This is a genomic window from Halioglobus maricola, assembly GCF_009388985.1.
Taxonomy (GTDB): Bacteria; Pseudomonadota; Gammaproteobacteria; order Pseudomonadales; family Halieaceae; genus Halioglobus; species Halioglobus maricola.
This window is the reverse complement of record NZ_CP036422.1, coordinates 792,416-816,757: the sequence shown is the minus strand read 5'-3', so window position 1 is coordinate 816,757 and position 24,342 is coordinate 792,416. Positions and strand designations below refer to the sequence as shown.

The window sequence follows — 24,342 nt, the reverse complement described above, 5'->3', positions numbered from 1 at the left end:
TTTATTGGGGTGTCGCCAAGCGGCAAGGCACTGGGTTTTGATCCCAGCATTCGCAGGTTCGAATCCTGCCACCCCAGCCATATTCAAAATGCCATGCATCGAGTGGTGTATGGCATTATTTTTATGTGCAGAATTTGCCGAAACACATTGAAAGGTAACGTCCAGTGTCCTCGAAGATGATGGTTTTCACGGGTAACGCCAACCCGGAACTCGCCCAGAAAATTGCCAGCCGCCTGTACCTGAACCTGGGGAACGCAGATGTCGGCAAGTTTTCCGACGGTGAGATCGCAGTTGAACTGAATGAGAACGTCCGCGGCAAGGACGTTTTCGTGGTGCAGTCCACCTGCAACCCCACCAACGACAACCTGATGGAGTTGTTGGTGATGATCGACGCACTGCGCCGGGCGTCTGCCGACAGTATCACCGCGGTCGTGCCGTATTTCGGGTACGCAAGACAAGATCGTCGGGTACGCTCAGCGAGGGTACCGATCACTGCCAAAGTGGTAGCAGACATGATGGTAAGCGTGGGTGTAGATCGCGTGCTGACCATGGACTTGCACGCCGAACAGATCCAGGGCTTTTTCGAATGCCCGGTAGACAACGTCTACGGCTCGCCGATCCTGATCGACGATATCGTAGCGCAGAAGTACGACAACCAGATCGTGGTATCACCCGACATCGGTGGTGTTGTCAGGGCCCGCGCCGTTGCCAAGCAACTGGATGAAGCGGACCTGGCTATCATCGACAAGCGTCGCCCCAAGGCCAATGAGGCACAGGTAATGAACCTGATAGGCGACGTCGAAGGCCGCACCTGCCTGCTGGTAGATGACATGGTCGATACTGCAGGCACGCTATGCCAGGCGGCCAACGCGCTGAAAGAGCGCGGAGCAACAGGTGTCTATGCCTACTGTACCCACGGGGTACTGTCAGGCAAGGCACTGAACAATATTCGGAACTCCCAGCTCGACCAGCTGGTAGTCACCGATACGATTCCCCTCTCTGATGAGGCTCGCGGTATCGAGAAGATCCGTGTACTGACCACTTCCGACCTGCTGGCAGAGTCCATGCGGCGAGTGGCCAATGGGGAATCTATCAGCGCGCTGTTCACTTAAGAACAGCATTATATGAACTCACTGCCGCACTGGTCGCAGGTGTTGCAGTGAATATCAAAGGAGTCTGACAATGTCTGACCAATTTGAAGTACAAGCCGAACTGCGTGAAGACATGGGGAAAGGTGCGAGCCGCCGCCTGCGTCGTCTCGCCGACAAGCTCCCAGCCATCATCTACGGTGGTGGTAAAGAGCCGCAGTCCCTGACCATCGTTCGCAAAGACCTGGAAAAGTCTCTGGAGAACGAAGCTTTTTACTCTCATGTCCTGCAAGTTAACGTAGGCGGCGATGTACAGAAAGCGATCCTCAAGGACCTTCAGCGTCACCCCGCAAAAAACCTCGTTATGCACGCCGACTTCCTGCGCGTTGACGACAAAGTAGCGATCAAGGTACACGTACCCATCCACTTCCTGAACGAAGAATCCTGTGTGGGCGTCAAGATGGAAGGCGGCATGATCCAGCACCAGGCCACCGATATCGAAGTGTCCTGTCTGCCAGGCGACATCCCCGAGTTCATCGAAGTCGATATGATTGAAGTCGTAACCGGCCAGATCGTTCACTTGTCTGAAGTCGCTCTGCCTGAAGGCGTGACATCAGTTGCTCTTGCTCTGGGCGAAGACCACGACCTGGCGATCGCCTCCGTCATCGCGCCGAAAGGCAACGTGGACGAAGACGCGCCTGCAGCTGCTGAAGAAGAAGCAGATGCTGAAGAAGGAGAAAGCGAGGAGTAATTCCTCGCCTCCTGGCTCCCGCGTTGACAGCCATCAAGCTGATCGCCGGACTGGGTAACCCTGGTAGCGAATACCAGGGCACCCGTCACAACGCGGGCGCCGATTTCGTGGAGGAGCTCGCGCGCCAGTGCGGCACCACGCTCTTACCGGAATCAAAGTTCTCCGGTCTGGCCGGCAGGGTAACCTACGCCGGCCACGACCTTCGCTTACTTATCCCCACAACGTTTATGAATCGCTCCGGTAAAGCCGTTGCAGCGATGGCCAGTTTTTTCAAGATTGCTCCGGACGAAATTCTGATTGCTCACGATGAGCTGGATATCCCCGCCGGCACGGCCAGATTCAAACAAGGTGGAGGGCACGGCGGCCACAACGGTCTCCGCGATATTGTGCCCGCACTGGGTAACAACAAGAATTTTCATCGCCTGCGTATTGGCATAGACCACCCCGGACACGCCTCGAAGGTGTCAGGTTACGTGCTGAGCCGCCCCTCACAAGTGGACCGCGAGCGGATTGACGTCTGTATAGATGAGGCCCTGAGGGCCCTGCCCCTGCTGCTGGATGGCGATGCCACCAAAGCGATGACACGACTACACAGTTTTAGCGCAGCCTAGCTGCCGAACCACAAAGGACACTTACATGGGTTTCAAATGCGGCATTGTCGGCCTTCCTAACGTAGGCAAATCTACACTGTTCAACGCCCTCACACGCGCGGGTATCGACGCCGAGAACTTCCCGTTCTGTACGATTGAACCCAATGCTGGCGTGGTTCCCATTCCAGATCCACGACAGGACAATATCTCGGCTATCGTGAAACCCGAGAAAGAAATCGCCACTACTATGGAGTTCGTGGACATCGCCGGCCTCGTCGCGGGAGCGTCCAAAGGCGAAGGCCTGGGCAATCAATTCCTCGCCAATATCCGCGAAACTGACGCAATCGCCCACGTGGTGCGCTGCTTCGAAGATGAAAACGTGATCCACGTGGCCAACCAGATTGACCCCGCCGCCGACATTGAAGTCATCAACACAGAGCTGGCCCTGGCTGACCTGGAAAGCTGCGACAAGCAGCTACTGAAAGTCACCCGCACAGCCAAGGGAGGCGACAAGGAATCCATCGCCATGAAGGCGCTACTGGAAAACAAACTGTTGCCGCAGCTGAACGAGGCAAAACCCGTTCGCGCGCTTGAACTCGACGAGAACGAGCAGGCCCTGGTCGACCAGCTGTTCCTGCTCACCGTGAAGCCGACCATGTACATCGCCAACGTCGACGAGGACGGCTTCGAAGACAACCCTCATCTGGACGTGGTACGCGCCATCGCCGCAGAAGAGAAAGCTGTTGTAGTCGTTATCTGCAACAAGCTGGAGTCGGAAATCGTCGAACTCGACGACGATGAGCGCGCCGAATTCCTCGCCGACCTGGGTATGGAAGAGCCGGGCCTCAACCGGGTGATCCGCGCGGGCTACGAACTCCTCAACCTGCACACCTACTTCACCGCCGGCGTAAGAGAAGTTCGCGCCTGGACGGTTCGGGTTGGCGCATCAGCGCCGGAAGCTGCGGGCGTCATTCACACTGATTTCCAGAAAGGCTTCATTCGAGCTGAGATTGTTTCCTACGCCGACTTCATCGAGCACGGTGGAGAGCAAGGCGCCAAAGACGCGGGACGCTGGCGCCTGGAAGGCAAAGACTACGTCGTCCAGGACGGCGACATTATCCACTTCCGATTTAACGTCTAGCGCCTGTCATCTCGCGAGCCCCACGGTCCGGGAGAGGCGTAAGCCCTTCCGAGACCAGACCGCGCTGCAAATAGGCCGCTAGGCAAAAAAACCATAGCCAATGCTCCCTTAGACCTTGGTCGGCTTGCAGTCACAGCCAACCGAAGTAGAATCCTGTGTTCATGTAAAAGTAATCACGGAGTGGCAACCATGTCTGAGTTCCCGACCCACCCAGTACCCGCCAATTTCAAAGACGCACACATCGACGCCGACACCTACAAGGCGATGTACCAGCGCTCTATCGACGACCCCGACGGGTTTTTCAGCGAAATGGCCCATCAATTCCTGGACTGGGATCAAACCTGGGACAAAGTCATGGAATACGACTTCGTCAAAGGCGAAGCTGCCTGGTTCTCCGGCGGCAAGCTGAATGTCAGCTACAACTGTATCGACCGCCACCTGCCCGAACGCGCCGACCAGACAGCTCTCATTTGGGAGGGGGACGACCCGGCCGATAGTAAGCACATCACCTACGGCGAGCTCAAAGATCATGTTTGCAAACTGGCCAACGCGCTGAAAGAGCGTGGCGTGCAGAAAGGCGACCGGGTATGCATCTATATGCCGATGATTCCGGAAGCTGCCTACGCCATGCTGGCCTGCACCCGCATAGGCGCTGTGCACTCCATCGTCTTTGGCGGCTTCTCTCCGGAAGCTCTCAAAGATCGGATTCTCGACTCTGACTGCCAGACCGTGATCACCGCCGATGAAGGTCTGCGCGGTGGCCGCAAAGTGCCATTGAAGGTCAACGCCGACAAAGCACTGGAAGCCTGTCCCGATGTACACACCTGCCTCGTTGTCCAGCGTACCGGCGGTGACGTCGCCTGGAACGAAAATCGCGACGTCTGGTATCACGAACTCGTGGACGGCCAGAGCACTGACTGCACCCCCGAGCCCATGGACTCGGAGGACCCACTGTTCATCCTCTACACCTCGGGTTCCACCGGCAAACCCAAGGGTGTGCTGCACACCACCGGCGGCTATCTGCTGCAGGCGGCCATGACGTTCAAGTATGTGTTTGACTACCGCGAAGGCGAGATCTACTGGTGTACCGCCGACGTGGGCTGGGTTACAGGGCACACCTATATCGTTTACGGACCACTTGCCAACGGTGCGATTTCGCTGATGTTTGAGGGCGTGCCCACTTACCCGGACGCCGGGCGCTGTTGGGAGGTTGTCGACAAGCACCAGGTGAATACGTTCTACACTGCCCCAACGGCTATTCGCGCGCTCCAGGCGGTCGGCGATGAGCCAGTAACCCGTTCATCCCGCTCCAGCCTGCGACTGCTCGGCACGGTAGGTGAACCGATAAACCCTGAGGCGTGGGAGTGGTACCACCGTGTGGTAGGCGACAGTCGCTGTCCAATCATTGATACCTGGTGGCAGACCGAGACCGGCGCACACATGATCACGCCACTGCCCGGCGCAGTGCCATTGAAACCCGGCTCGGCCACCTTCCCCTTCTTTGGTGTTGAACTGGCATTGCTCAATGAAGACGGTTCAGAGATTGAAGGTGCCGGCTCTGGCTACCTTGTGGTCAAACGCTCCTGGCCCAGTCAGATTCGCAGCGTATTCGGCGACCACCAACGCATGATCGACACCTACTTCAGCAATTATCCCGGTTACTATTTCACCGGCGACGGCGCCAGCCGCGACGAGGATGGTTACTACTGGATCACAGGACGTGTGGACGATGTATTGAACGTCTCTGGTCACCGCATGGGTACCGCCGAAGTAGAGAGCGCACTGGTGCTACACGACCAGATTGCCGAAGCCGCGGTGGTAGGCTTCCCCCACGACATCAAAGGCCAGGGCATCTATGCCTACGTCACGCCGATGCAGGGCGTAGAGCCCAGCGAAGAACTGCGCCAGGAATTGATTCAGTTGTGTGTGAAGGAAATCGGCCCTATCGCCAAACCGGACATTATCCAATGGGCCCCAGGGTTACCTAAAACCCGCTCGGGCAAGATCATGCGCCGTATCTTGCGCAAGATCGCCGAGAACGAACTGGACAGTCTGGGCGATACCAGCACCCTGGCGGACCCCTCGGTGGTAGACAGCCTGGTCGAGAACCGACCTAGCTGATTATCCGCTCCAATTCGCGCTCAAAGGCCGCGGTATAGCTGGCAGCATCGGTAAGCGGGCTTGCAGCCATTCTGGCTCTGAGCCCCTGACGAAGCTCCAGCAATTCAGCACGGTGCGTAGACCAGTGCTGGCCAAGGCGGACAAAGTCCGCCTCGTCTTTCGCGGTGAACCCCTCCAGGCCCAAACTCGCCAACATTCCCGCGGTCTGGCGACTGATAATTCTTTCCCCCAATAAGGTCAGCACCGGCGTTCCCATCCACAGCGCCTCGCATGTCGTAAGACCGCCATTATAGGGAAAAGTATCCAGTGCTAAATCGATGTCGCCGTATTCAGAGAACATTTCAGCGTGCGGAGAGACGCCGCGAAATTCAATACGCTCGGGTCCAATACCGTGCGTCGCAAAACGCTTCAGGAATACCGCTTGGGAATCCTCCTCACCAAATGCCTTCCCCTTGAGCACAAGGCGCGAGTCTGCCACTGCATTGAGCAGCGCAGACCAGGTTTCTATCACATGTGGAACCAGCTTGTGGTGACGATTGAAGGACCCAAAAACAATCGGGTTGTCCGGGCTAGTGTTAAAACAAGGTTCCGGTGCGTACTCAGGCGCCTCGTAAACCAGCCTCGGTTGATCGAGATACAGTAACTTCTCAGTGAATTGTTGCGGACTGTCTTCGGGCGAGGAAAAGCCGTCGGTCACATAATAGTCCATAGTTGCCAGGCCGGTAGTATCGAAGTAATCCAGCATCGATATCTGGACTGGCGCGGGTTTGCGAGCCATTACACCAATACGGTTCTCCGGCGCATGGCCCGCCAGGTCGACCAGCACATCGATACCGTCTGCAGCGATATGCTCTGCCACTTGTCGGTCCGAGAGCTTACCCACCTCCTGCCAATTGTCTGCGCGTTCCTTCAGGTACTCGGTAAGATCGTCTGTCCGCGGTGTAATATTGTAGAGATAGATCTCGAAACGGTCGCGATTGTGATGATCGAACAGCGGCTTGAAAAAGTATCCGACAATTTCGCGCGAGAAACGCGGCGACAGGTAAGCGATACGTATTTTTTTCTCTTGCCCTGGAACCCGTGTCACGTTCATCGGTGGATTGGCCTTGGCTATCGCCTGCGCCAACTGTGTATGCATATCGAACAAACGCGCATGCTCAGTGCGTGAAAACAGGTGCATACTGACGAGAATCTGGCTCATCGTCGCTAGATCAATATTGCGCATGCCGAAAACCTTCGTATAACAGGCCATGGCTTCTTCCGAGCGCCCCAGATCTCGAAGAGAGTGGCCCATATTGGGATACACGATCACCATATCCGGATTAAATTTGAGTGCGCGCTTAAATGCATCCACGGCTTCGGTCTTGCGCCCACCGATACTTAGAGCAGTGCCATAATTGTAGAGATAGTTCGCATCATTTGGCCGCGCAGCCACAGCCCGCTCCATCAATTCACAGGCTCGACTGTACTCATTCGTCCGCATTGCCACTGAGGCACCTAATACCAGCACTTCAGGTGAGGCTTTAGTTTTGTCTAGTAGAGGCTCGAGCGCCCTGGCTGCGCGCGCGGTGTCGCCCAGATTGAGAGCGGTCTTGGCCATTTCAACGACGTCGTTGCCGGCCGGTTGGCCGCCCGAGCCATTTTCATACTCACCACTGGCAAGGCAGCAGCGTTTGTACTTCTTACCGCTGCCACAGGGACAGGGCGCATTTCTTGATGGAGCCATTCGATATCCGTATTCCTTTACAACACAGCCGTTTCTAAATCATTTGCGGTTCTTTTTATAGCCCAACTAACAGGCAAAAAAAAGGGCGTGCTCAGCACGCCCTTTCTTCAAGCTTGCAAGCGCTTAGTCCGCGGCAGATTCCTCTGCAGCAGGCTCATCGGCAGCTTCATCTTCCAGCAACTCCTTGATGGAGAGCTTGATGCGGCCACGCTGGTCTACATCCAGTACTTTAACCTGGACTTCCTGACCTTCGCTCAGGTGGTCGGAGACATTCTCCACACGCTCGTTGGCGATCTGGGAAATGTGCACCAGGCCATCTTTGCCGGGCAGAATGGTTACGAACGCACCGAAGTCGACGATGCGGGCAACAGTACCGGTGTACACGGCACCCACTTCAGCTTCAGCGGTGATTTCCTCAACCATAGCGACAGCCTTGTCGCGGGCTTCCTGGTTCTGACCAAAGATCTTCACAGTGCCATCGTCGTCGATGTCGACGGTAGCGCCGGAGTTTTCGGTGATGGAGCGGATTGTCGCGCCACCTTTACCGATCACGTCGCGGATTTTGTCGGAATCGATCTTCAGAGTCACCATGGAAGGTGCGTTCGGAGAAGTCACCTGACGACCTTCGGAGATCACCTCGTTCATCTGGCCCAGGATATGCAGGCGTGCCTGCTGAGCCTGCTCCAGAGCAGTCTCCATGATCTGGGAGGTGATGCCTTCGATCTTGATGTCCATCTGCAGCGCAGTAACACCTTCGGAGGTACCGGCCACTTTAAAGTCCATGTCACCGAGGTGATCTTCATCACCCAGGATGTCGGTCAGCACGGCAAACTGGTTGCCATCCTTTACCAGGCCCATAGCGATACCGGCAACAGGTGCTTTCAGCGGCACGCCAGCAGCCATCAGGGACATGGAGCCAACACAGACGGAAGCCATGGAGCTGGAACCGTTGGACTCTGTGATCTCGGAAACCACACGCACGGTGTAGGGGAATTCCTCATCGCTGGGAAGTACCGCTGCCAGACCGCGACGGGCCAGACGACCGTGACCGATTTCACGACGGCTGGTGAAGCCAACACGACCTGCCTCGCCTACAGAGTAGGGAGGGAAGTTGTAGTGCAGCATGAACGGATCACGACGCTCGCCTTCCAGCGCATCGATGATCTGTGCGTCACGGGTAGAGCCAAGTGTTACAGCGCCAATCGCCTGGGTTTCACCACGGGTGAACAGTGCAGAACCGTGTACTTTAGACAGAACGTCAACTTCGCAGGCAATCGCACGAACAGTGCGCGTGTCGCGACCGTCGATACGGGGCTCGCCCGCCAGGATGCGCTTGCGCACCAGGTTCTTCTCGATTTTCTTGAACAGGTCCTTCACCTCATCGGCGGAAGGGCCTCCTTCGGTGACCAGGGCAGCAACAGCTGCGTCACGAATCTCGCCAACACGAGCGTAACGCTCAGCCTTTTCGGTGATGCGGTAAGCTTCACCAAGGTCAGCTTTCACCTGGCCTTCAACAGCGGCCAGCAGCTCTTCGTTGACAGCGTCAGCTTGCCAATCCCACTTGGGCTTACCGGCTTCGGCAACCAGCTCGTTAATCGCCTGGATGACAGTCTGCATTTCCTGGTGGGCGTACAGTACCGCACCCAGCATCTGGTCTTCGGTCAGCTCTTTCGCTTCGGATTCAACCATCAGCACGGCGTCGGTGGTGCCAGCCACAACCATGTCCAGCTTGCTCTGGGCCAGCTCTTCATAGGTGGGGTTAAGCATGTAGCCATTCTCGTCGTTGAAACCAACGCGGGCGCCACCGATGGGGCCGTTGAAGGGAGCACCGGAGATAGCCAGAGCAGCAGACGTACCAATCATCGCGGGGATATCGGGATCGATGCTCTTGTCCGCAGACATAACAGTACAGACAACCTGTACTTCGTTCATGAAGCCATCAGGGAACAGCGGGCGGATCGGACGATCGATCAGACGGCTGGTGAGGGTTTCTTTTTCACTGGGACGCGCTTCGCGCTTGAAAAAGCCGCCGGGGATTTTACCGACAGAGTAAGTTTTCTCGACATAGTGCACAGCCAGCGGAAAGAAGTCGCGCCCTTCGCGCTGGGTCTTCTCCGCTACTACTGTACACAACACCGAGGTGTTTTCGACGGTTACCAGAACTGATCCGGTCGCCTGACGGGCGATACGGCCAGTTTCCAGAGTGACTGTCTGGCCACCGTACTGGAATGTTTTTGTTACTGGATTCACTCTATTTCTCCACTTCTATATATGACAACCGGGGCCCCTTGGCCCCGGTAGTTGGTACAGCTTAGCGACGCAGACCGAGTCGTTTGATCAGACCGGTGTAGCGCGCAGCGTCTTTGCGCTTGAGGTAGTCCAGCAACTTGCGACGCTGGTTTACCATGCGGATCAGGCCGCGGCGGGAGTGGTGGTCATGCTTGTGCGACTGGAAGTGTCCCTGCAACTGCTCAATATTTGCAGTCAGCAGTGCTACTTGTACTTCCGGGGAACCAGTGTCGCCTTCGCCTACCTGGTACTCAGTTACGATTGCTGCTTTCTGTTCAGCGTTTAAAGCCATTTTCTATTCCTCTTGAATAATCTGCCTCAGGTGGCATGCCACCCTTCCTTTATCAAAAGAGCCTGTCCGTGCAGATTAACAGACAGGTTCGCGTCACTCTTACTGAGTGACTACCAGACGACGCGGCGCTACGCGCCCGTCATCCAATATTTCTCCAACCCCCAGAAACTCTCCGGTCTCCAGGGCGACGCGCACCATACCATCACAGGGCGCGTTTGGCACCATGACAGCTTGGCCCTGGCGTATGTAGAAACCACTGGACTCGCTGAGCTTCACCAGCGGCATGCCTTCCAATGCGGCGTCCGCGGGCTGTAACAGCGCGTCCATTTGCTGCACCTCTTCACTCTCCTTGAGAGCTTCCAACGCGGGCAAGCCAATGCTGTCTTCCAGCGTAAACGGGCCTGCCTTGGTGCGACGCAACGCACTTACATAGGCTCCGCAGCCCAGTGCCTTGCCGAGATCCTCGGCAATAGAACGCACATACGTGCCCTTGCTGCACTCGAGGTATATATCAACCTCAGGTGCTGTTCCGGCGCGAAAATCTCGCAGTTCCAACTGCTTGACCACCACCCGGCGGGCCTTGCGCTCTACTTCAATTCCCTGACGTGCCAGCTTGTACAGTGGCTGGCCGTCCTTCTTCAATGCTGAGAACATCGACGGGATCTGCTCGATCTCACCGCGGAAATTCTCCAGCGCAACCGTCACATCCGTTTCCGTGATGTGATCGGCAGCATTTGTTTCCAGCACCTCGCCATCAGCGTCGCCACTGGCGGTGACTGTGCCAAGCACAAACGTGCTCGTATAGGCCTTGTCCGCATCCAGCAAATACTGGGAGAACTTGGTGGCCTCACCGAAACACAGCGGCAACACGCCGGTCGCCAGCGGATCGAGGCTGCCGGTATGGCCTGCCTTGGCGGCAAAATACAGCCGCTTCGCGGTCTGCAGCGCCCGGTTGGAACTCACCCCCAGGGGTTTATCCAGAACCAGGATGCCGTCTATCGGTCTGCCGCGACGACGCCTCGCCACAGCCTAACTCTCCTCGTCCTCGTCGCGCAGCCCAAGCTCTTCATCTGCCTTGGTAGCCCGCTGGATAAGGTCTTCCAGATGTCGGCCGCGGCCCACACTGGTATCAAAATAGAACCTGAGTGCCGGCAGGCGGCGCATACTGCTGTCTTTGGACAGCTGACTGCGCAAGAAACCGGCGGCGCGATTCAGCGCCTCAGTCGTCTCTTCAGCCTCTTCCGAGGAGTTGGAGTCCATCGCAGTATAGTAGACCCGCGCGTGACCGAGATCCCTGCTTACGTCTACTCCGGTGATGCTAACGATTCCCACACGGGGGTCGCGTACCTCATGCTGGATAAGCGCCGCCAGTTCCCGCTGCAGGTAATCTGCAACTCGCTGCGTTCTGGCGTATTCCTTGGCCATGAGGCGTGACGCTCGCTTACAGCGAGCGCGCGATCTCCTTGACTTCGAACACTTCGATCTGGTCGCCGACCTTCACGTCTGTGTAGTTCTTCACGCCGATACCACACTCCATGCCGTTGCGAACTTCGTTGGCGTCGTCCTTGAAACGACGCAGGGATTCGAGCTCTCCCTCATAGATAACGACGCTGTCACGCAGCACGCGAATGGGCTTGGAGCGGTACACCGTACCCTCGGTGACCATACAACCCGCAATCTGGCCGAATTTGGGCGAGCGGAACACGTCGCGCACTTCGGCGATCCCTACGATCTCCTCGCGCAGTTCCGGCGCCAACATCCCTGACAGGGCCGACTTTACATCGTCCAGCAGATCGTAGATCACGTTGTAGTAACGCAGGTCTACACCTTCGTTCTCCACCACTCGTCGAGCAGAGGCGTCAGCGCGAACATTGAAACCGAACATCACGGCGCCCGAGGTTATCGCCAGGCTTACGTCGGTCTCGGTGATACCACCTACACCGCCGGAAACAATATTCACCTGCACTTCCTCGTTGCCGAGATCCAACAGCGATGCCTGAAGAGCTTCCAGTGAACCGCGCACGTCGGCCTTGACCACAATGTTGAGGGTCTTCTTGTCGCCTGCGCCCATGGCTTCGAACATATTGTCGAGCTTGGCCGCCTGCTGGCGAGCCAGTTTGGTATCGCGCGTCTTTTCCTGACGGAAGTCTGCCAACTCACGCGCCTGACGTTCATTCTCTACAGCGGCGAACTGGTCACCCGCATCGGGCGTGCCGTCGAGGCCGAGAATTTCTACCGGAATACTGGGGCCAGCTTCTTTAATAGGCTGACCGTTCTCGTCGAGCATGGCGCGAACACGACCGTACTGCAGCCCGGCGAGGACAATATCGCCCTGACGCAACGTGCCGCTTTGAACCAACAATGACGCTACCGATCCGCGACCTTTATCCAGACGTGACTCGATCACGATACCCTGTGCGGGCACATCGCGAGGCGCTGTCAGTTCGAGCATTTCGGACTGCAGCAAGACTGCATCAAGCAATTCACTGACACCGTCACCGGTCAGGGCAGACACAGGAATAAACTGAACGTCGCCACCCCAGTCTTCAGGTATAACGTCTTTCGCGGAAAGCTCATTTTTGACGCGATCGGGATCAGCGCCTTCCTTGTCCATCTTGTTGATGGCTACGATCAGCGGCACTTCGGCTGCGCGAGCATGATTAACCGCTTCTTCGGTCTGAGGCATCACGCCGTCATCGGCCGCTACCACCAGAATCACGATATCTGTGCTCTTGGCACCGCGGGCACGCATGGCAGTAAATGCCGCGTGTCCGGGAGTATCCAGGAAGGAGATCATGCCGTGGTCGGTTTCTACATGGTAGGCACCGATATGCTGGGTAATACCACCGGCCTCGCCAGAGGCGACATGGCTCTTGCGAATGTAGTCCAGCAGGGAAGTCTTACCGTGGTCAACATGGCCCATCACGGTAACAACCGGAGCGCGAGCCTCCTCGGTACCTTCGTGCTGTGCCAGTGCTTCTTCCAGGCTTTCTTCCAGTGCGTCGGAGCTAACAGCCTTAACCGTATGCCCCATTTCTTCTACCACCAGCGTGGCAGTGTCCTGATCGATCATCTGGTTGATGGTGGCCATTACGCCCAGGCCCATCAATTGTTTGATCACTTCGCCGGCCTTGACGGACATCTGCTGAGCGAGGTCGCCCACTGATGTCATTTCACCGACCTCTACCTCTGCCAACTTCTTGGCGGTGGGCAGTTCGAAACCATGCTTGGAATGCTCTTCGTGAGTCGCTTTCAGTCTCTTGCGACCACGGCGACGGCCCATACCAGACTCAGCACGATCCAGATCGGACAGTGACAAGTTATGACCGCGCTGCTTACCCCGACCTTGCGGGGCATTCTTGTCCAGACGAGCACCTGGCTTCTTCTTGCGCTGATCTGCAGCCGCGGCAGCAGGTGCATCATGCAGACGCTTGGGACGTTTGGACACATCCTTGGCAGCGGCTTCCTTGGCTTTGACAGCAGCTTCTGTTTTCTTACGCTCTTCTTCTGCCTTCTTGGCCTCAAGTGCGGCCTTACGGGCTGCCGCCTGCTCGGCTTCTTGTTTCTTGCGGCGAGCGGCGGCGCGCTGACGCAGAATCTCAGGGTCAACGTTGGCCAGATCTTCTTCGGGCTCTTCCTCCGCGGCGGCAGTCTCTGCAGCAGCGACTTCAGCTTCGGCCTGGGCTGCCTCAGCCTCGGCAGCGGCGGCTTCCACAGCGGCTTGCTCTGCAGCCTCAGCGGCCTCAGCAGCGGCTGTTTCTGCAGCGGCAGCTTCGTCAGCAGCCTGCTGTGCGGCAGCAGTTTCTTCCGCAGCTGCAGCGGCTTCAGCCGCGGCCTCGGCTTCGATCTCTGCCGGATCGCGTTTCACATAGGTGCGCTTCTTACGCACTTCCACTGCTACTGTCTTCTTGCCCTGCGACCCGGAGGTCTTCAGGGTACTAATCGTCTTGCGCTTCAGCGTGATGCGCTTGGGCGCATCCGTGGATTCGCCGTGACTGCGCTTCAAATAGGTAAGCAGTGTTTGCTTATCCTCGTCTGACACAGCCTCGGCAGCTTCCGTGTGGGGCAATCCTGCTTCCTTCATCTGCGTAAGCAGACGCTCGGTGGATGCACCCACGACTTCTGCGAGTTGCTGTACTGTCACTTCCGCCATGCAATAATCTCCTCGATACCCTGTTTAATTAGTCCTGCGTTGCCGGGTTACTCACCGGCCTCCGCAAACCAGGGTGCGCGTGCAGTCATGATCAACTCACCTGCACGCTCTTCTGTCATATCTTCAATATCTACGATGTCTTCCACGCCCTGTTCGGCGAGGTCTTCCATGGTCACGATGCCGCGACTGGCCAGAATAAAGGCCAGATGGCGATCCATACCGTCCATGGTTAGCAGGTCTTCGGCGGGCTCTACCGCTCCGAGCTGCTCTTCAGATGCAATTGCCTGAGTCAGCAGCGCGTCCTTGGCCCGGGCGCGCAGTTCCTCGGCGATATCTTCGTCGAAGCCTTCGATAGCTGTCATTTCTTCCAGCGGCACGTAGGCAACTTCCTCCAGTGTGGTGAAGCCTTCTTCCACCAGGATCTCTGCTACATCCTCATCGACATCCAGCTGCTGGCAGAACACACCGATCACCTGGCCAGCTTCGGCCTCGTGTTTGTCGGCGGCTTCTTCCAGGCTCATGACGTTGATGGTCCACTGAGTCAGCTCGCTAGCCAGACGCACGTTCTGGCCAGAACGACCGATCGCCTGGGCCAGATTGTCTTCGGAAACAGCAACATCCATGGTGCCGGAATCTTCATCCACAACAATGGACTCAACTTCTGCAGGCGCCATGGCGTTGATCACCAACTGCGCGGGGTTGTCGTCCCACAACACAATGTCAACGCGCTCGTTGTCGAGTTCATTGGACACTGCCTGAACTCGAGAGCCACGCATACCGACGCAGGCACCGACCGGGTCGATACGCTGGTCGTTCGTTTTCACAGCGATCTTGGCGCGGGAGCCCGGATCACGGGCCGCGGCACGAATCTGGATCACTTCTTCGGAAATTTCAGGCACTTCGATTTTGAACAGTTCGATCAACATCTCAGGGCACGCACGGCTGAGAATCAGCTGAGGGCCACGAGATTCTGTGCTGATCTCATTCAGGATGGCGCGAACACGGTCATTCACACGGAATGTCTCGCGGCCAACCAGTTGATCGCGGGGCAGCAGGCCTTCAGCATTGTTACCCAGATCGACGATGACGTTGTCACGGGTCACTTTCTTGACGGTCCCGGCAACGAGTTCACCAACGCGATCCATGTACAGTTCCACGACCTGGGCGCGCTCTGCGTCACGGACGCGCTGCACAATCACCTGCTTGGCAGTCTGGGCAGCAATTCGGCCAAAGCCGACGTTCTCTACCACTTCCTCAAAGATATCGCCGGGAAGTAGAGAGGCATCTTTCTCTATCGCTTCCTCTGTGTAGAACTGGGTACCCAGCAGCGCCAGCTCATCGTCTGGTACAACCAGCCAACGGCGCTTGGTGACGTAGTCACCGGTCTCGCGGTCAATCGTGACCTCGATGTCCGATTCTTCGTCGTAGCGCTTCTTGGTAGCAGTCGCCAATGCCAGCTCAATCGCCTCAAAGATAATGTCCTCAGACACGCCCTTCTCGTTGGAGACAGCCTCCGCTACCAGCAGAATTTCCTTTGTCATCTCTAGCCTCGCCAGTTCAGTGCCGCGTTATACGCGGGGTTGTACACGCGCCTTTTCTATCGCGCTGTGGGGCAGCAGGTACTCGTGGTCGTCTACATGCACGACAACGTCCTCGCCCTCAATACCTTTTAAAATGCCTTTGAATTTGCGCCGGCCATCAAAAGCCGTACGCAAGCGAATTTCTATCATTTCCCCGACGTACACCGGGTACTGCTCCAGCTTGAACAACAACCTGTCCATGCCGGGGGATGAAACCTCCAGGGTATATTCCCCGGTGATTGGATCCTCTACATCCAGCACGCTGCTGACCTGATCACTTACCGCAGCGCAATTGTCGACGGTAATACCATCTTCATGCTCGATGTACACGCGCAACAGGGTGTGCCTGCCCTGAGACAGGTACTCTAGGCCCCAGAGATCGAAGCCCATCGCGGCTACGGTTGGGTCCAGCAGTTCCTGGATCTGTTGCTCTTTCGTTGCCATCAGGCAAATCTCCAAATAAGGAAAAGCCCCAGTGGGACTTTTCTCCGAAAACGAAAAAGCCCCTAAAAAGGGGCTTTTTCGTCACAGTACCAAATTTTGGAGCTGGCACTGTGTGTTGGTAGCGGGGGCCGGATTTGAACCGACGACCTTCGGGTTATGAGCCCGACGAGCTACCAGGCTGCTCCACCCCGCATCAAAACTTTCTCGCTGTGAAAGCCCCTCGGCAATCACGATCAGGTCGGGCTCGTCATCCCGCCCCAAATTCGAGGCTGTGCATTATAGGTATCGCCCCTACCCGGGTCAACCGAATTAGAGACTCTTTTTCCGGGTATTTTTAGCGCTTTTTTCTTCGACCCCAAACCGCCCTCAAGGCGCGGCTTCGGGCGAGGACCAAACTACGCATTAACATCCACTATCAGCCGCCCGGCAATTTGCCCAGCGAGTATTTTTGGCGCCATTTCCATCAGCTCCGACATGGGGACGGTTTCGGAAAGCGAGGCGAGATGTTCACGATTCATCGTAGCCGCAAGCGCATCCCAGGCCCGCTGTCTGCGCGCCTGCGAGGCCATCACCGAGTCGACACCCCGCAGGGTCACACCGCGCAATATGAAGGGCATCACACTGCTGGACAGCCCCGCTCCACCGGCAAGACCGCAAGCAGCAACCACTCCCTCATACTTGGTCTGAGCAATAGCTGTTGCCAGAACCTTGTCACCCACAGTATCAACGACGCCGGCCCACAACTCTCGCTCGAGAGGCTTACAGTCGCGCGCAAGATCCTCTCGTGGCACCAGGGCACTGGCACCCAGACCACGCAGAAACTCTCCCTGCTCATCAATCCGCCCGGTACTGGCGTGGACCTCGTAGCCCAGCCCCGCCAGGAGCGATACCGCCACAGAGCCCACCCCACCGGCGGCCCCCGTTACCAGGATCGGACCATCTTCGGGTGTCACGCCCTGATCCTGCAAGCCCTGCACACACAGCATTGAAGTATATCCCGCGGTACCCAGGGCCATGGTTTCGCTTAGGCTCATACTTTCGGGCACACGCACGATCCAGCCCGGATCCAGACGCTGCCGCTGGGTATAGCCTCCATTGTGCACCTCTGACAGACCAAAGCCGTTGACCAGAATCTGGTCGCCTGGGCTGAATGCGGGGTCTGCCGACTCGAGCACAGTACCCGCCAGATCAATGCCGCAAATCAGCGGCAGCTTGCGGCAGATAGGCGCCGCTCCACTTAGTGCCAGCCCATCCTTGTAGTTCATAGTGGAATAGGCCACCTCGACCAGAACCGGAAGATCGGGCAGGTCTGCGTTGGAGATTTGCTTGAGTGTAGCGACAGGCTTGCCGTCCACGTCCTCGGCAACAATGGCACTGAAAGATTCGGTCATGGGAGTACTCCTTCAAGTTGAAGCGAGAAGAATAGGTGATGGATGCCTCGGGTGCGAGCACTGAAAACAAGAGCATAAAAAAAGGGCTCCGATTGGAGCCCTTTTTTAAAGATGGTGCCGAAGGCGGGACTTGAACCCGCACGAGCATAGCTCACTACCCCCTCAAGATAGCGTGTCTACCAATTCCACCACTTCGGCTTTGTTCTGTTTAGTTCAGGTCTGGGAGATCCTCTTCACCGGCTTCTGCCGCCGGCGCAATGGCGGCGGGGATTTCGTCGTCTACTACCGGAAGTTCCTCGGCGGCAGCGGGCTGCCCAGCCTGCATGCTTGAAGCTGGAATTTCAATACCCAAATCGTTGCTCGGTGCAACCGCATTGGTGGCGAGCAGCGCCAGACCAAAACTGGTAGCAAAAAACAGGGCGGTCAACCACGCGGTGCCGCGAGTCAATACATTGCCGCTACCATCGCTTCCGAACAGTGTCTGGGATGCACCGGCGCCGAAGGAGGCACCCATGTCCGCACCCTTACCCTGCTGCAGCATAATCAGGCCGATGATGGCCAGCGCTACCAGCAGATGTACTACCAAAATAATCTGTTCCATGTTCTCTCATGCCCCTGCGGGCATCTCCTATCGTTCCGCCCGGTTCTTAACCAGCGGCCGCGATAATCGCGGAAAAATCCTCGGCCTTCAAGGCCGCACCGCCCACAAGGGCGCCATCAATATCTGCCTGCGCGAATAACTCACCGGCATTGTCGGGCTTGACGCTCCCCCCGTAGAGGATGCGGGTTTCGTCCGCATTCGCGCCTAATCCTGTCATTTGCTCGCGGATAAACGCATGCATCTGCTGGGCTTGTTCCGGCGTCGCGGTAAGGCCGGTTCCGATGGCCCAAACGGGCTCATAAGCTATCACCAGCCCCGCGGCACTGCTCGCACCTTCAAGGCTGCCGCGCAACTGCCGTGCAACGACTGCCTCGGCTTCGCCCGCTTCACGCTGCTCACGGGTTTCGCCCACACAAACAATGGGCGCCAGGCCTGCCGCCAGAGCCGCAGCGAGCTTGGCCGCTATCAGCGCATCAGATTCAGCGTGATAACTGCGGCGCTCCGAATGCCCGAGAATCACCCAATGGCATCCAAGCTCTCGCAACATGCTTGCAGCCACATCACCGGTATAGGCTCCCTGATCAACATGGCTGCAATCCTGGGCGCCAACTCTCAAATCGCTGTCGCTGCAGGCAGCAACAACCTGGTCGAGATGCACATAGACAGGACATACCGCGACATCGACAGATTCGGGAAGCTTTTGGGCCAACAATCCACCCAGCAATATTCCGATGCTGTCCCGGGAGCCGTGCATCTTCCAGTTTCCTGCAATAAGCGGTCTGCGCATGCTCACCTCCCGGTCAAAAAAGCGGCCGCAATCTTACCCAAGATGCCCTGCCGTGGCAAGGCGATTCAGCGCAATGCCACCTCGACCTGATCAGCGAGCTGACGACAGAGGGTCGCTACCTGTTGCGCATCCTCGCCTTCGACCATAACCCGAACGACTGGCTCGGTACCGGACGGGCGCAGGAGCACCCTGCCACGCTCACCCAATTGGGCCTCAACCTGTGCCACTGCCGCGGCGATTCCACTGTGCTCAGCCACATCGACCTTCTCGACCATGCGCACGTTGATCATGGTCTGAGGATATTTCGTCATGCCCGCACGCAGGGTCGCCAATGGCTCGCCGGAGGATTTAACCGCGTGCAGCACCTGCAGCGCAGCAACGATGCCATCACCGGTGGTCGTGACATCGCTACAAATGATATGGCCGGAAGACTCACCACCGAGGTGCCAACCTTCCTGCTCCATCACAGCCTTGACGTAACGGTCACCCACCTGGGCGCGCACGAATTGCAGGCCCTGCTCACGCAGGGCGACCTCCATACCCAGATTAGACATCAAGGTACCGACGACACCGGCGTCAGCTTCCCCTCTGGCAAGGCGATGACAGGCGATGACGTAGATCAGCTCATCGCCGTCCACGAATTCTCCATTGGCGTCGACGAAGAGCACCCGGTCGCCATCGCCATCAAAAGCAATGCCCAGATCGGCGTCCTGCTCGGCGACCAGCGAAGCCAGCGCCGCCATATCAGTAGAACCCACACCTTCGTTGATATTGAACCCGTCTGGCTGCACGCCAAGGGTAATGACTTCAGCCCCCAGTTCACTGAAAACGCTGGGGGCAATATGGTAGGTTGCGCCATGAGCGCAATCGACGGCGATTTTCATGCCCCGCAAGTTAAAGCCTTCGGGCACTGTGGACTTGCAGAATTCGACATACCGCCCAGCGGCGTCAACCACACGCAAGACCTTGCCTATATCTCTCGAGTCGACGGTTTCCAGGGTCTTTTCGAGTTCCTCTTCGATAGCAGCTTCCATCTCATCCGGCAGTTTGGAGCCCGCTGCGGAAAAGAATTTAATGCCATTGTCGAAGAAAGGATTGTGGGATGCACTGATCACAATTCCAGCATCCGCAGCCTGGGTGCGAGTCATCAGTGCTACCGCCGGCGTAGGCATCGGGCCCAGAAGCTTGACGTCCACGCCTGCAGCCACCAGGCCTGCCTCCAGCGCGGACTCGAACATGTAGCCAGACACACGAGTATCCTTGCCGATTATCACGGTACAGCGCCCCGAGGTCGCTTCACGAGCAAAGACACGGCCACTTGCCCAGCCCAGCTTGAGCATGAAATCCGGCGTGATAGCGCCAGCGCCTACCGCACCACGAATACCGTCCGTGCCGAAATATTTTCTACTCATTGTTCTGTAAACTCCTCAATGCAGTGCACATGGCCAGTGCATCCCAGGTTTCAGCGACATCGTGGGTTCGCACGATCGAGGCGCCTCGCTCCACTGCCAGCACGCCAAGAGCGAGGCTCGCCGCGAGACGCTGGTCAACATCACGACCAATCAACTTCCCAATCAGGGATTTTCGCGACAGACCCACCAACAAAGGCATGCCATGGTGCGCCAGCCCTGGGAGCCCCCGCAACAGGGCCAGATTATGCTGGACAGTTTTGCCGAAGCCGAAGCCAGGGTCCAACAGCAGTCGATCCCGACTGATCCCCGCTGCCTCACAAGCATTCACGCGCTGTTCCAAAAAAACACCTACGTCAGCGACTACATCACTGTATTCGGGATTGGCCTGCATATTTCCCGGATCACCCTGCATGTGCATCAGGCACACCGGCAGGCCAGTATCGCGCGCGGCCTGCAATGCTCCCTCGCGTTGCAGTGCCCGAACGTCGTTGATCATGCCTGCGCCCAGACTCGCCGCCTCGGTCATTAACAATGGACTACTGGTATCCACAGAGATGACAACATCAAGCTCGGCAGCTATGCGCTCCACCAGCGGCAGAACCCGATCCAGTTCTTGCTGGGAACTGACTGGCGCTGCACCCGGACGGGTAGACTCACCCCCGATATCGAGCAGTGAAGCCCCGGCCGTCACCATGTCTCGGGCGCGCGAAATCGCGAGCTCAGGGTCGAGGTGTTCATTGCGAAAAAGAGTGCCGCCATCGGAAAAAGAATCAGGCGTTGTGTTGATCACCCCCATGACCTGGGGGCGGGATAGATCAAGCGTGCGCCCAGCGCATTTGAGCACCGGGCGGCTATCAGGGGAGCCAGTCAAAAGTGGGCCGGCTCAGTGTTCGCCGGCGGGCCCACCGATGGTTGGGCCGGCGTCTGCGCTACCGGCGTCATCACTCTCGGATGCCGCATCGGCAGATGGCGGCGTATCTCCACCAGACTTGCCGTCCCAATCAGCGGGTTCACGGGGTGTGCGCCCCGCCATAATGTCGTCGATCTGTTCGGCATCGATGGTTTCGTACGTCATCAGTGCCTCAGCCATCACATGCAGCTTGTCGAAGTTCTCTTCGAGAATGCGCTCGGAAGTTTCGTAGCACTCGTCGATGATACTGCGAACTTCCGCGTCGATCTGCTTGGCAGTTTCGTCGGAGAGCGCCTGATGCTGCTGGCCAGCACTGCGACCCAGAAAGACCTCTTCGCCACCCTCGTCGTACATCAGTGGCCCCATTTTCTCGGACAGGCCCCACTTCGTCACCATCTGGCGGGCTATCTGGGTGGCACGTTCTATATCGTTGGACGCGCCTGTGGTGACGCCATCTTTACCGAGGGTCATCTCTTCGGCGATTCGGCCACCAAACAAGCTGCAGATCTGGCTGATGATATGCCGGCGGCTGTGGCTGTAGCGATCCTCCTCGGGCAGGAACATGGTGACACCCAAAGCGCGACCACGGGGAATAATACTCACCTTGTATACAGGATCGTGCTCCGGCACCAGACGACCAACAATTGCGTGGCCAGCCTCGTGATAAGCGGTATTGCGTTTCTCATCCTCAGACATAACCATGGATTTGCGCTCAGCGCCCATCATGATCTTGTCCTTTGCCAGCTCAAACTGCTGCATGCCGACAGTGCGCACATTGCCACGGGCTGCAAACAGGGCCGCCTCGTTCACCAGGTTGGCCAGATCGGCACCGGAGAACCCAGGGGTACCGCGAGCAATTTTGGCAGGCTCTACGTTTTCGGACAGGGGCACCTTACGCATGTGCACCTTGAGAATCTGCTCGCGACCTCGAATATCAGGCAAGCCGACGACCACCTGCCGGTCAAAGCGGCCGGGGCGCAGCAGTGCGGGATCGAGCACATCGGGGCGGTTGGTGGCAGCGATCACGATCACGCCGTCATTCATCTCAAAACCGTCCATCTCCACCAGTAACTGGTTGAGAGTCTGTTCGCGCTCGTCGTGACCACCGCCAAGGCCGGCTCCACGGTGACGACCCACAGCATCGATCTCATCGATAAAGATAATGCAGGGAGACTGTTTCTTGGCCTGCTCGAACATGTCGCGCACACGAGACGCGCCGACACCGACGAACATTTCCACGAAGTCGGAACCAGAGATAGAGAAAAACGGAACTTTGGCTTCCCCGGCTATGGCCTTGGCCAGCAGGGTCTTACCCGTACCTGGTTGGCCCACCATCAGCACACCGCACGGGATACGGCCGCCCAGCTTCTGGAATCGGCCCGGATCACGCAGGAATTCCACCAGCTCCTGAACATCTTCCTTGGCTTCGTCCACACCCGCCACGTCGGCGAAAGTGGTAGTGATCTGGTCTTCTCCCAGCAACCGCGCCTTGCTCTTGCCGAAGCTCATGGGGCCACCGCGGCCACCGCCACCGCCTTGCATCTGGCGCATGAAAAACATGAATACCGCGATAATGATGAGGATCGGGAAAGAAGCGACCAGCAGCTGAGTCCACACGCTCTGCTGCTCGGGTTTCTTGCCTTCCACTACCACGTTGTGCTCAAGCAGATCATCGATCAGCTTGGGATCTTCCACCATGGGTCGGATCGTCTCAAAACGGGTGCCATCGAAGCGCTCGCCGGAAATCGTCAGGCCGTCCACCGTCACCTTCTGGATCTGGTCGCGCTGAATTTCGGCAATAAACTCCGAATAACCCACCTCCTCTGAAGTGGGCTGCATGTTGAAGTTGTTGAACACTGACAACAACACCGCGGCTATAACCAGCCACAAAAGTAAATTCTTAACCATATCGCTCAATGATGTTTCCTGGTGTAAGTACGCACAGGGGTGGGAATTGTATCACCGCCAATGTACTACAGTTGGGGCGAACTGCCCATGTTTCAAGCCCCCTTGAACCCCCGCGCCACAAGGTAAACCTCGCGGGAACGAGGGCGAGATGCCTTTGGCTTGCGGGTCAATACCTTGTCGAAACTCTGGCGGGTGTCGCGAAAAAGCTCGTCAAAGCCCTCTCCCTGGAACACTTTGGCCACAAACGACCCTCCCGGTGCCAGCACTTTCCTTGCCATATCCACCGCCAATTCCACTAAGTACATCGATTTCGGCTGATCGACGGCCGTCACCCCACTCAGATTCGGGGCCATATCAGACACCACAAGGTCCACCGGCTTGTCGCCAATCACGGCGATAATCTGCTCGAACACCTCATCCTCAGTGAAATCACCCTGGATAAACTCCACGTCCGCCAGATTATCCATGTGCAGAATATCTGAAGCGACAATTCGTCCATTATGGCCCACCAACTCTGCGGCAACCTGAGACCAACCGCCTGGGGCGCTGCCCAGATCCACCACGGTCATACCGGGGCGAATCAGGCGATCTTTCTCCTGCAGTTCCAACAATTTGTAGCAGGCTCGGCTGCGGTAGCCCTCGCGCTGGGCCTGCTGCACATAAGGGTCGTCCCGGTGCTCTTTGAGCCAGGCTTTGCTGGAGGATTTTTTCTTGGCCATAAATAAGGTCTATAGTGGGTGTTTCGGGCCGAGGGCGCCTTGTGTACAATGCGCGCCCCCTCGAACCAGGCATCTATTGTACAGCGGAATGACCATGAGCAAGAAAAGCAATCAAGACATCAGACAATTTCGCGCCATTGGCCACAAATTAAAGCCCGTCGTCACAGTGGCGGGCAACGGCCTGACTGACAACGTGGTCTCCGAGGTAGAACGTGCCCTGGAGCAACACGAGCTGATCAAAATCAAGCTGGCAGTAGGCGGCAAAGAGGCCAAGACTGCCGTCACCGAAGAGCTTTGCGACCGCACCGGCGCAGAAGTTGTCCAGAGTATCGGCAATGTCATTCTGGTACTGCGACGCACGGCTCAACCCGATCCCCGCCTGTCGAACCTGTTACGGGTGATCTGACCCGCTGGATAACACCCTGACTCTCCGCGCAGG

At 57.3% G+C, this 24,342-nt stretch carries 21 protein-coding genes and 3 tRNA genes; 7 read left to right on the top strand and 17 right to left on the bottom strand.

The genetic code is table 11. The annotated features are described in order from the left end of the window. The first annotated feature begins 5 nt into the window (after positions 1–5). From EY643_RS03630 to acs, 6 genes are all read left to right on the top strand, one after another. A tRNA-Gln gene (locus EY643_RS03630) sits at positions 6–80 on the top strand. Positions 81–179: 99 nt separating this feature from the next. Then, positions 180–1,112: a ribose-phosphate pyrophosphokinase gene (locus EY643_RS03625; protein WP_153240888.1), complete on the top strand. Its 933-nt coding sequence runs from the start codon at positions 180–182 to the stop codon at positions 1,110–1,112. A gap of 70 nt (positions 1,113–1,182) precedes the next feature. Further along, on the top strand, positions 1,183–1,839 hold the full coding sequence (locus EY643_RS03620) for a 50S ribosomal protein L25/general stress protein Ctc (protein WP_152660916.1): 657 nt from the start codon (positions 1,183–1,185) through the stop codon (positions 1,837–1,839). 23 nt (positions 1,840–1,862) lie between these two features. Further along, positions 1,863–2,450, top strand: a complete 588-nt coding sequence (gene pth, locus EY643_RS03615) for an aminoacyl-tRNA hydrolase (protein WP_152660915.1) — start codon at positions 1,863–1,865, stop codon at positions 2,448–2,450. Between the two features lie 25 nt (positions 2,451–2,475). Beyond that, on the top strand, positions 2,476–3,570 hold the full coding sequence (ychF, locus tag EY643_RS03610; protein WP_152660914.1) for a redox-regulated ATPase YchF: 1,095 nt from the start codon (positions 2,476–2,478) through the stop codon (positions 3,568–3,570). A 189-nt stretch (positions 3,571–3,759) separates the two neighbouring features. Further along, entirely contained in the window at positions 3,760–5,691 is a 1,932-nt protein-coding gene (gene acs, locus EY643_RS03605) for an acetate--CoA ligase (protein WP_152660913.1), read from the top strand. Here the strand turns inward: acs and EY643_RS03600 are convergent. The 17 genes from EY643_RS03600 to rlmE form a co-directional block, all read right to left on the bottom strand. Next, a complete protein-coding gene (locus EY643_RS03600; RefSeq protein ID WP_152660912.1) occupies positions 5,684–7,417 on the bottom strand; it encodes an O-linked N-acetylglucosamine transferase family protein in 1,734 nt (577 codons plus the stop codon). The genes acs and EY643_RS03600 overlap by 8 nt on opposite strands. A gap of 123 nt (positions 7,418–7,540) precedes the next feature. Beyond that, entirely contained in the window at positions 7,541–9,667 is a 2,127-nt protein-coding gene (pnp, locus tag EY643_RS03595; protein ID WP_152660911.1) for a polyribonucleotide nucleotidyltransferase, read from the bottom strand. Positions 9,668–9,728: 61 nt separating this feature from the next. Beyond that, positions 9,729–9,998: a 30S ribosomal protein S15 gene (gene rpsO, locus EY643_RS03590; RefSeq protein WP_152660910.1), complete on the bottom strand. Its 270-nt coding sequence runs from the start codon at positions 9,996–9,998 to the stop codon at positions 9,729–9,731. A 99-nt stretch (positions 9,999–10,097) separates the two neighbouring features. Then, a complete protein-coding gene (gene truB / locus EY643_RS03585; RefSeq protein ID WP_152660909.1) occupies positions 10,098–11,024 on the bottom strand; it encodes a tRNA pseudouridine(55) synthase TruB in 927 nt (308 codons plus the stop codon). Positions 11,025–11,027: 3 nt separating this feature from the next. Further along, positions 11,028–11,423, bottom strand: coding sequence for a 30S ribosome-binding factor RbfA (gene rbfA, locus EY643_RS03580; RefSeq protein ID WP_152660908.1), 396 nt, complete (start codon positions 11,421–11,423; stop codon positions 11,028–11,030). Positions 11,424–11,439: 16 nt separating this feature from the next. Beyond that, on the bottom strand, positions 11,440–14,151 hold the full coding sequence (gene infB, locus EY643_RS03575; RefSeq protein ID WP_152660907.1) for a translation initiation factor IF-2: 2,712 nt from the start codon (positions 14,149–14,151) through the stop codon (positions 11,440–11,442). Between the two features lie 47 nt (positions 14,152–14,198). After that, positions 14,199–15,692, bottom strand: coding sequence for a transcription termination factor NusA (gene nusA, locus EY643_RS03570; RefSeq protein ID WP_152660906.1), 1,494 nt, complete (start codon positions 15,690–15,692; stop codon positions 14,199–14,201). Between the two features lie 27 nt (positions 15,693–15,719). Continuing rightward, positions 15,720–16,175 (bottom strand): ribosome maturation factor RimP, encoded by a 456-nt coding sequence (rimP, locus tag EY643_RS03565; RefSeq protein ID WP_152660905.1) that lies wholly within the window; start codon positions 16,173–16,175, stop codon positions 15,720–15,722. Positions 16,176–16,291: 116 nt separating this feature from the next. Next, positions 16,292–16,368: transfer RNA gene (locus EY643_RS03560), tRNA-Met, on the bottom strand. A gap of 202 nt (positions 16,369–16,570) precedes the next feature. Continuing rightward, a complete protein-coding gene (locus EY643_RS03555; RefSeq protein WP_152660904.1) occupies positions 16,571–17,566 on the bottom strand; it encodes an MDR family oxidoreductase in 996 nt (331 codons plus the stop codon). 112 nt (positions 17,567–17,678) lie between these two features. Beyond that, a tRNA-Leu gene (locus EY643_RS03550) sits at positions 17,679–17,764 on the bottom strand. A 10-nt stretch (positions 17,765–17,774) separates the two neighbouring features. Then, positions 17,775–18,167, bottom strand: coding sequence for a preprotein translocase subunit SecG (gene secG / locus EY643_RS03545; protein WP_152660903.1), 393 nt, complete (start codon positions 18,165–18,167; stop codon positions 17,775–17,777). 46 nt (positions 18,168–18,213) lie between these two features. Beyond that, on the bottom strand, positions 18,214–18,954 hold the full coding sequence (tpiA, locus tag EY643_RS03540) for a triose-phosphate isomerase (protein ID WP_152660902.1): 741 nt from the start codon (positions 18,952–18,954) through the stop codon (positions 18,214–18,216). Between the two features lie 65 nt (positions 18,955–19,019). Beyond that, entirely contained in the window at positions 19,020–20,366 is a 1,347-nt protein-coding gene (gene glmM / locus EY643_RS03535) for a phosphoglucosamine mutase (RefSeq protein ID WP_152660901.1), read from the bottom strand. Continuing rightward, positions 20,359–21,237, bottom strand: coding sequence for a dihydropteroate synthase (folP, locus tag EY643_RS03530; RefSeq protein ID WP_476729742.1), 879 nt, complete (start codon positions 21,235–21,237; stop codon positions 20,359–20,361). Before folP ends, glmM begins: the two co-directional genes overlap by 8 nt. Before the next feature lie 12 nt (positions 21,238–21,249). After that, the gene (ftsH, locus tag EY643_RS03525) at positions 21,250–23,184 is read right to left on the bottom strand and encodes an ATP-dependent zinc metalloprotease FtsH (RefSeq protein WP_153240886.1); all 1,935 of its coding nucleotides are present in this window, start codon (positions 23,182–23,184) and stop codon (positions 21,250–21,252) included. 92 nt (positions 23,185–23,276) lie between these two features. Beyond that, on the bottom strand, positions 23,277–23,903 hold the full coding sequence (rlmE, locus tag EY643_RS03520; RefSeq protein WP_152660900.1) for a 23S rRNA (uridine(2552)-2'-O)-methyltransferase RlmE: 627 nt from the start codon (positions 23,901–23,903) through the stop codon (positions 23,277–23,279). A gap of 94 nt (positions 23,904–23,997) precedes the next feature. Between rlmE and yhbY the strand changes: the two genes are divergently transcribed. Further along, the gene (gene yhbY / locus EY643_RS03515) at positions 23,998–24,309 is read left to right on the top strand and encodes a ribosome assembly RNA-binding protein YhbY (RefSeq protein WP_152660899.1); all 312 of its coding nucleotides are present in this window, start codon (positions 23,998–24,000) and stop codon (positions 24,307–24,309) included. The last annotated feature ends 33 nt before the right edge of the window (positions 24,310–24,342 follow it).

What these genes read in the sequence shown, in the direction of transcription:
- EY643_RS03625 (WP_153240888.1), top strand. Translation starts at nt 180, where the DNA reads ATGGTTTTCACGGGTAACGCCAACCCGGAACTCGCCCAGAAAATTGCC.
- EY643_RS03620 (WP_152660916.1), top strand. Translation starts at nt 1,183, where the DNA reads ATGTCTGACCAATTTGAAGTACAAGCCGAACTGCGTGAAGACATGGGG.
- ychF (WP_152660914.1), top strand. Translation starts at nt 2,476, where the DNA reads ATGGGTTTCAAATGCGGCATTGTCGGCCTTCCTAACGTAGGCAAATCT.
- acs (WP_152660913.1), top strand. Translation starts at nt 3,760, where the DNA reads ATGTCTGAGTTCCCGACCCACCCAGTACCCGCCAATTTCAAAGACGCA.
- EY643_RS03600 (WP_152660912.1), bottom strand. Translation starts at nt 7,417, where the DNA reads ATGGCTCCATCAAGAAATGCGCCCTGTCCCTGTGGCAGCGGTAAGAAG.
- rpsO (WP_152660910.1), bottom strand. Translation starts at nt 9,998, where the DNA reads ATGGCTTTAAACGCTGAACAGAAAGCAGCAATCGTAACTGAGTACCAG.
- rbfA (WP_152660908.1), bottom strand. Translation starts at nt 11,423, where the DNA reads ATGGCCAAGGAATACGCCAGAACGCAGCGAGTTGCAGATTACCTGCAG.
- infB (WP_152660907.1), bottom strand. Translation starts at nt 14,151, where the DNA reads ATGGCGGAAGTGACAGTACAGCAACTCGCAGAAGTCGTGGGTGCATCC.
- nusA (WP_152660906.1), bottom strand. Translation starts at nt 15,692, where the DNA reads ATGACAAAGGAAATTCTGCTGGTAGCGGAGGCTGTCTCCAACGAGAAG.
- rimP (WP_152660905.1), bottom strand. Translation starts at nt 16,175, where the DNA reads ATGGCAACGAAAGAGCAACAGATCCAGGAACTGCTGGACCCAACCGTA.
- EY643_RS03555 (WP_152660904.1), bottom strand. Translation starts at nt 17,566, where the DNA reads ATGACCGAATCTTTCAGTGCCATTGTTGCCGAGGACGTGGACGGCAAG.
- secG (WP_152660903.1), bottom strand. Translation starts at nt 18,167, where the DNA reads ATGGAACAGATTATTTTGGTAGTACATCTGCTGGTAGCGCTGGCCATC.
- tpiA (WP_152660902.1), bottom strand. Translation starts at nt 18,954, where the DNA reads ATGCGCAGACCGCTTATTGCAGGAAACTGGAAGATGCACGGCTCCCGG.
- glmM (WP_152660901.1), bottom strand. Translation starts at nt 20,366, where the DNA reads ATGAGTAGAAAATATTTCGGCACGGACGGTATTCGTGGTGCGGTAGGC.
- ftsH (WP_153240886.1), bottom strand. Translation starts at nt 23,184, where the DNA reads ATGGTTAAGAATTTACTTTTGTGGCTGGTTATAGCCGCGGTGTTGTTG.
- rlmE (WP_152660900.1), bottom strand. Translation starts at nt 23,903, where the DNA reads ATGGCCAAGAAAAAATCCTCCAGCAAAGCCTGGCTCAAAGAGCACCGG.
- yhbY (WP_152660899.1), top strand. Translation starts at nt 23,998, where the DNA reads ATGAGCAAGAAAAGCAATCAAGACATCAGACAATTTCGCGCCATTGGC.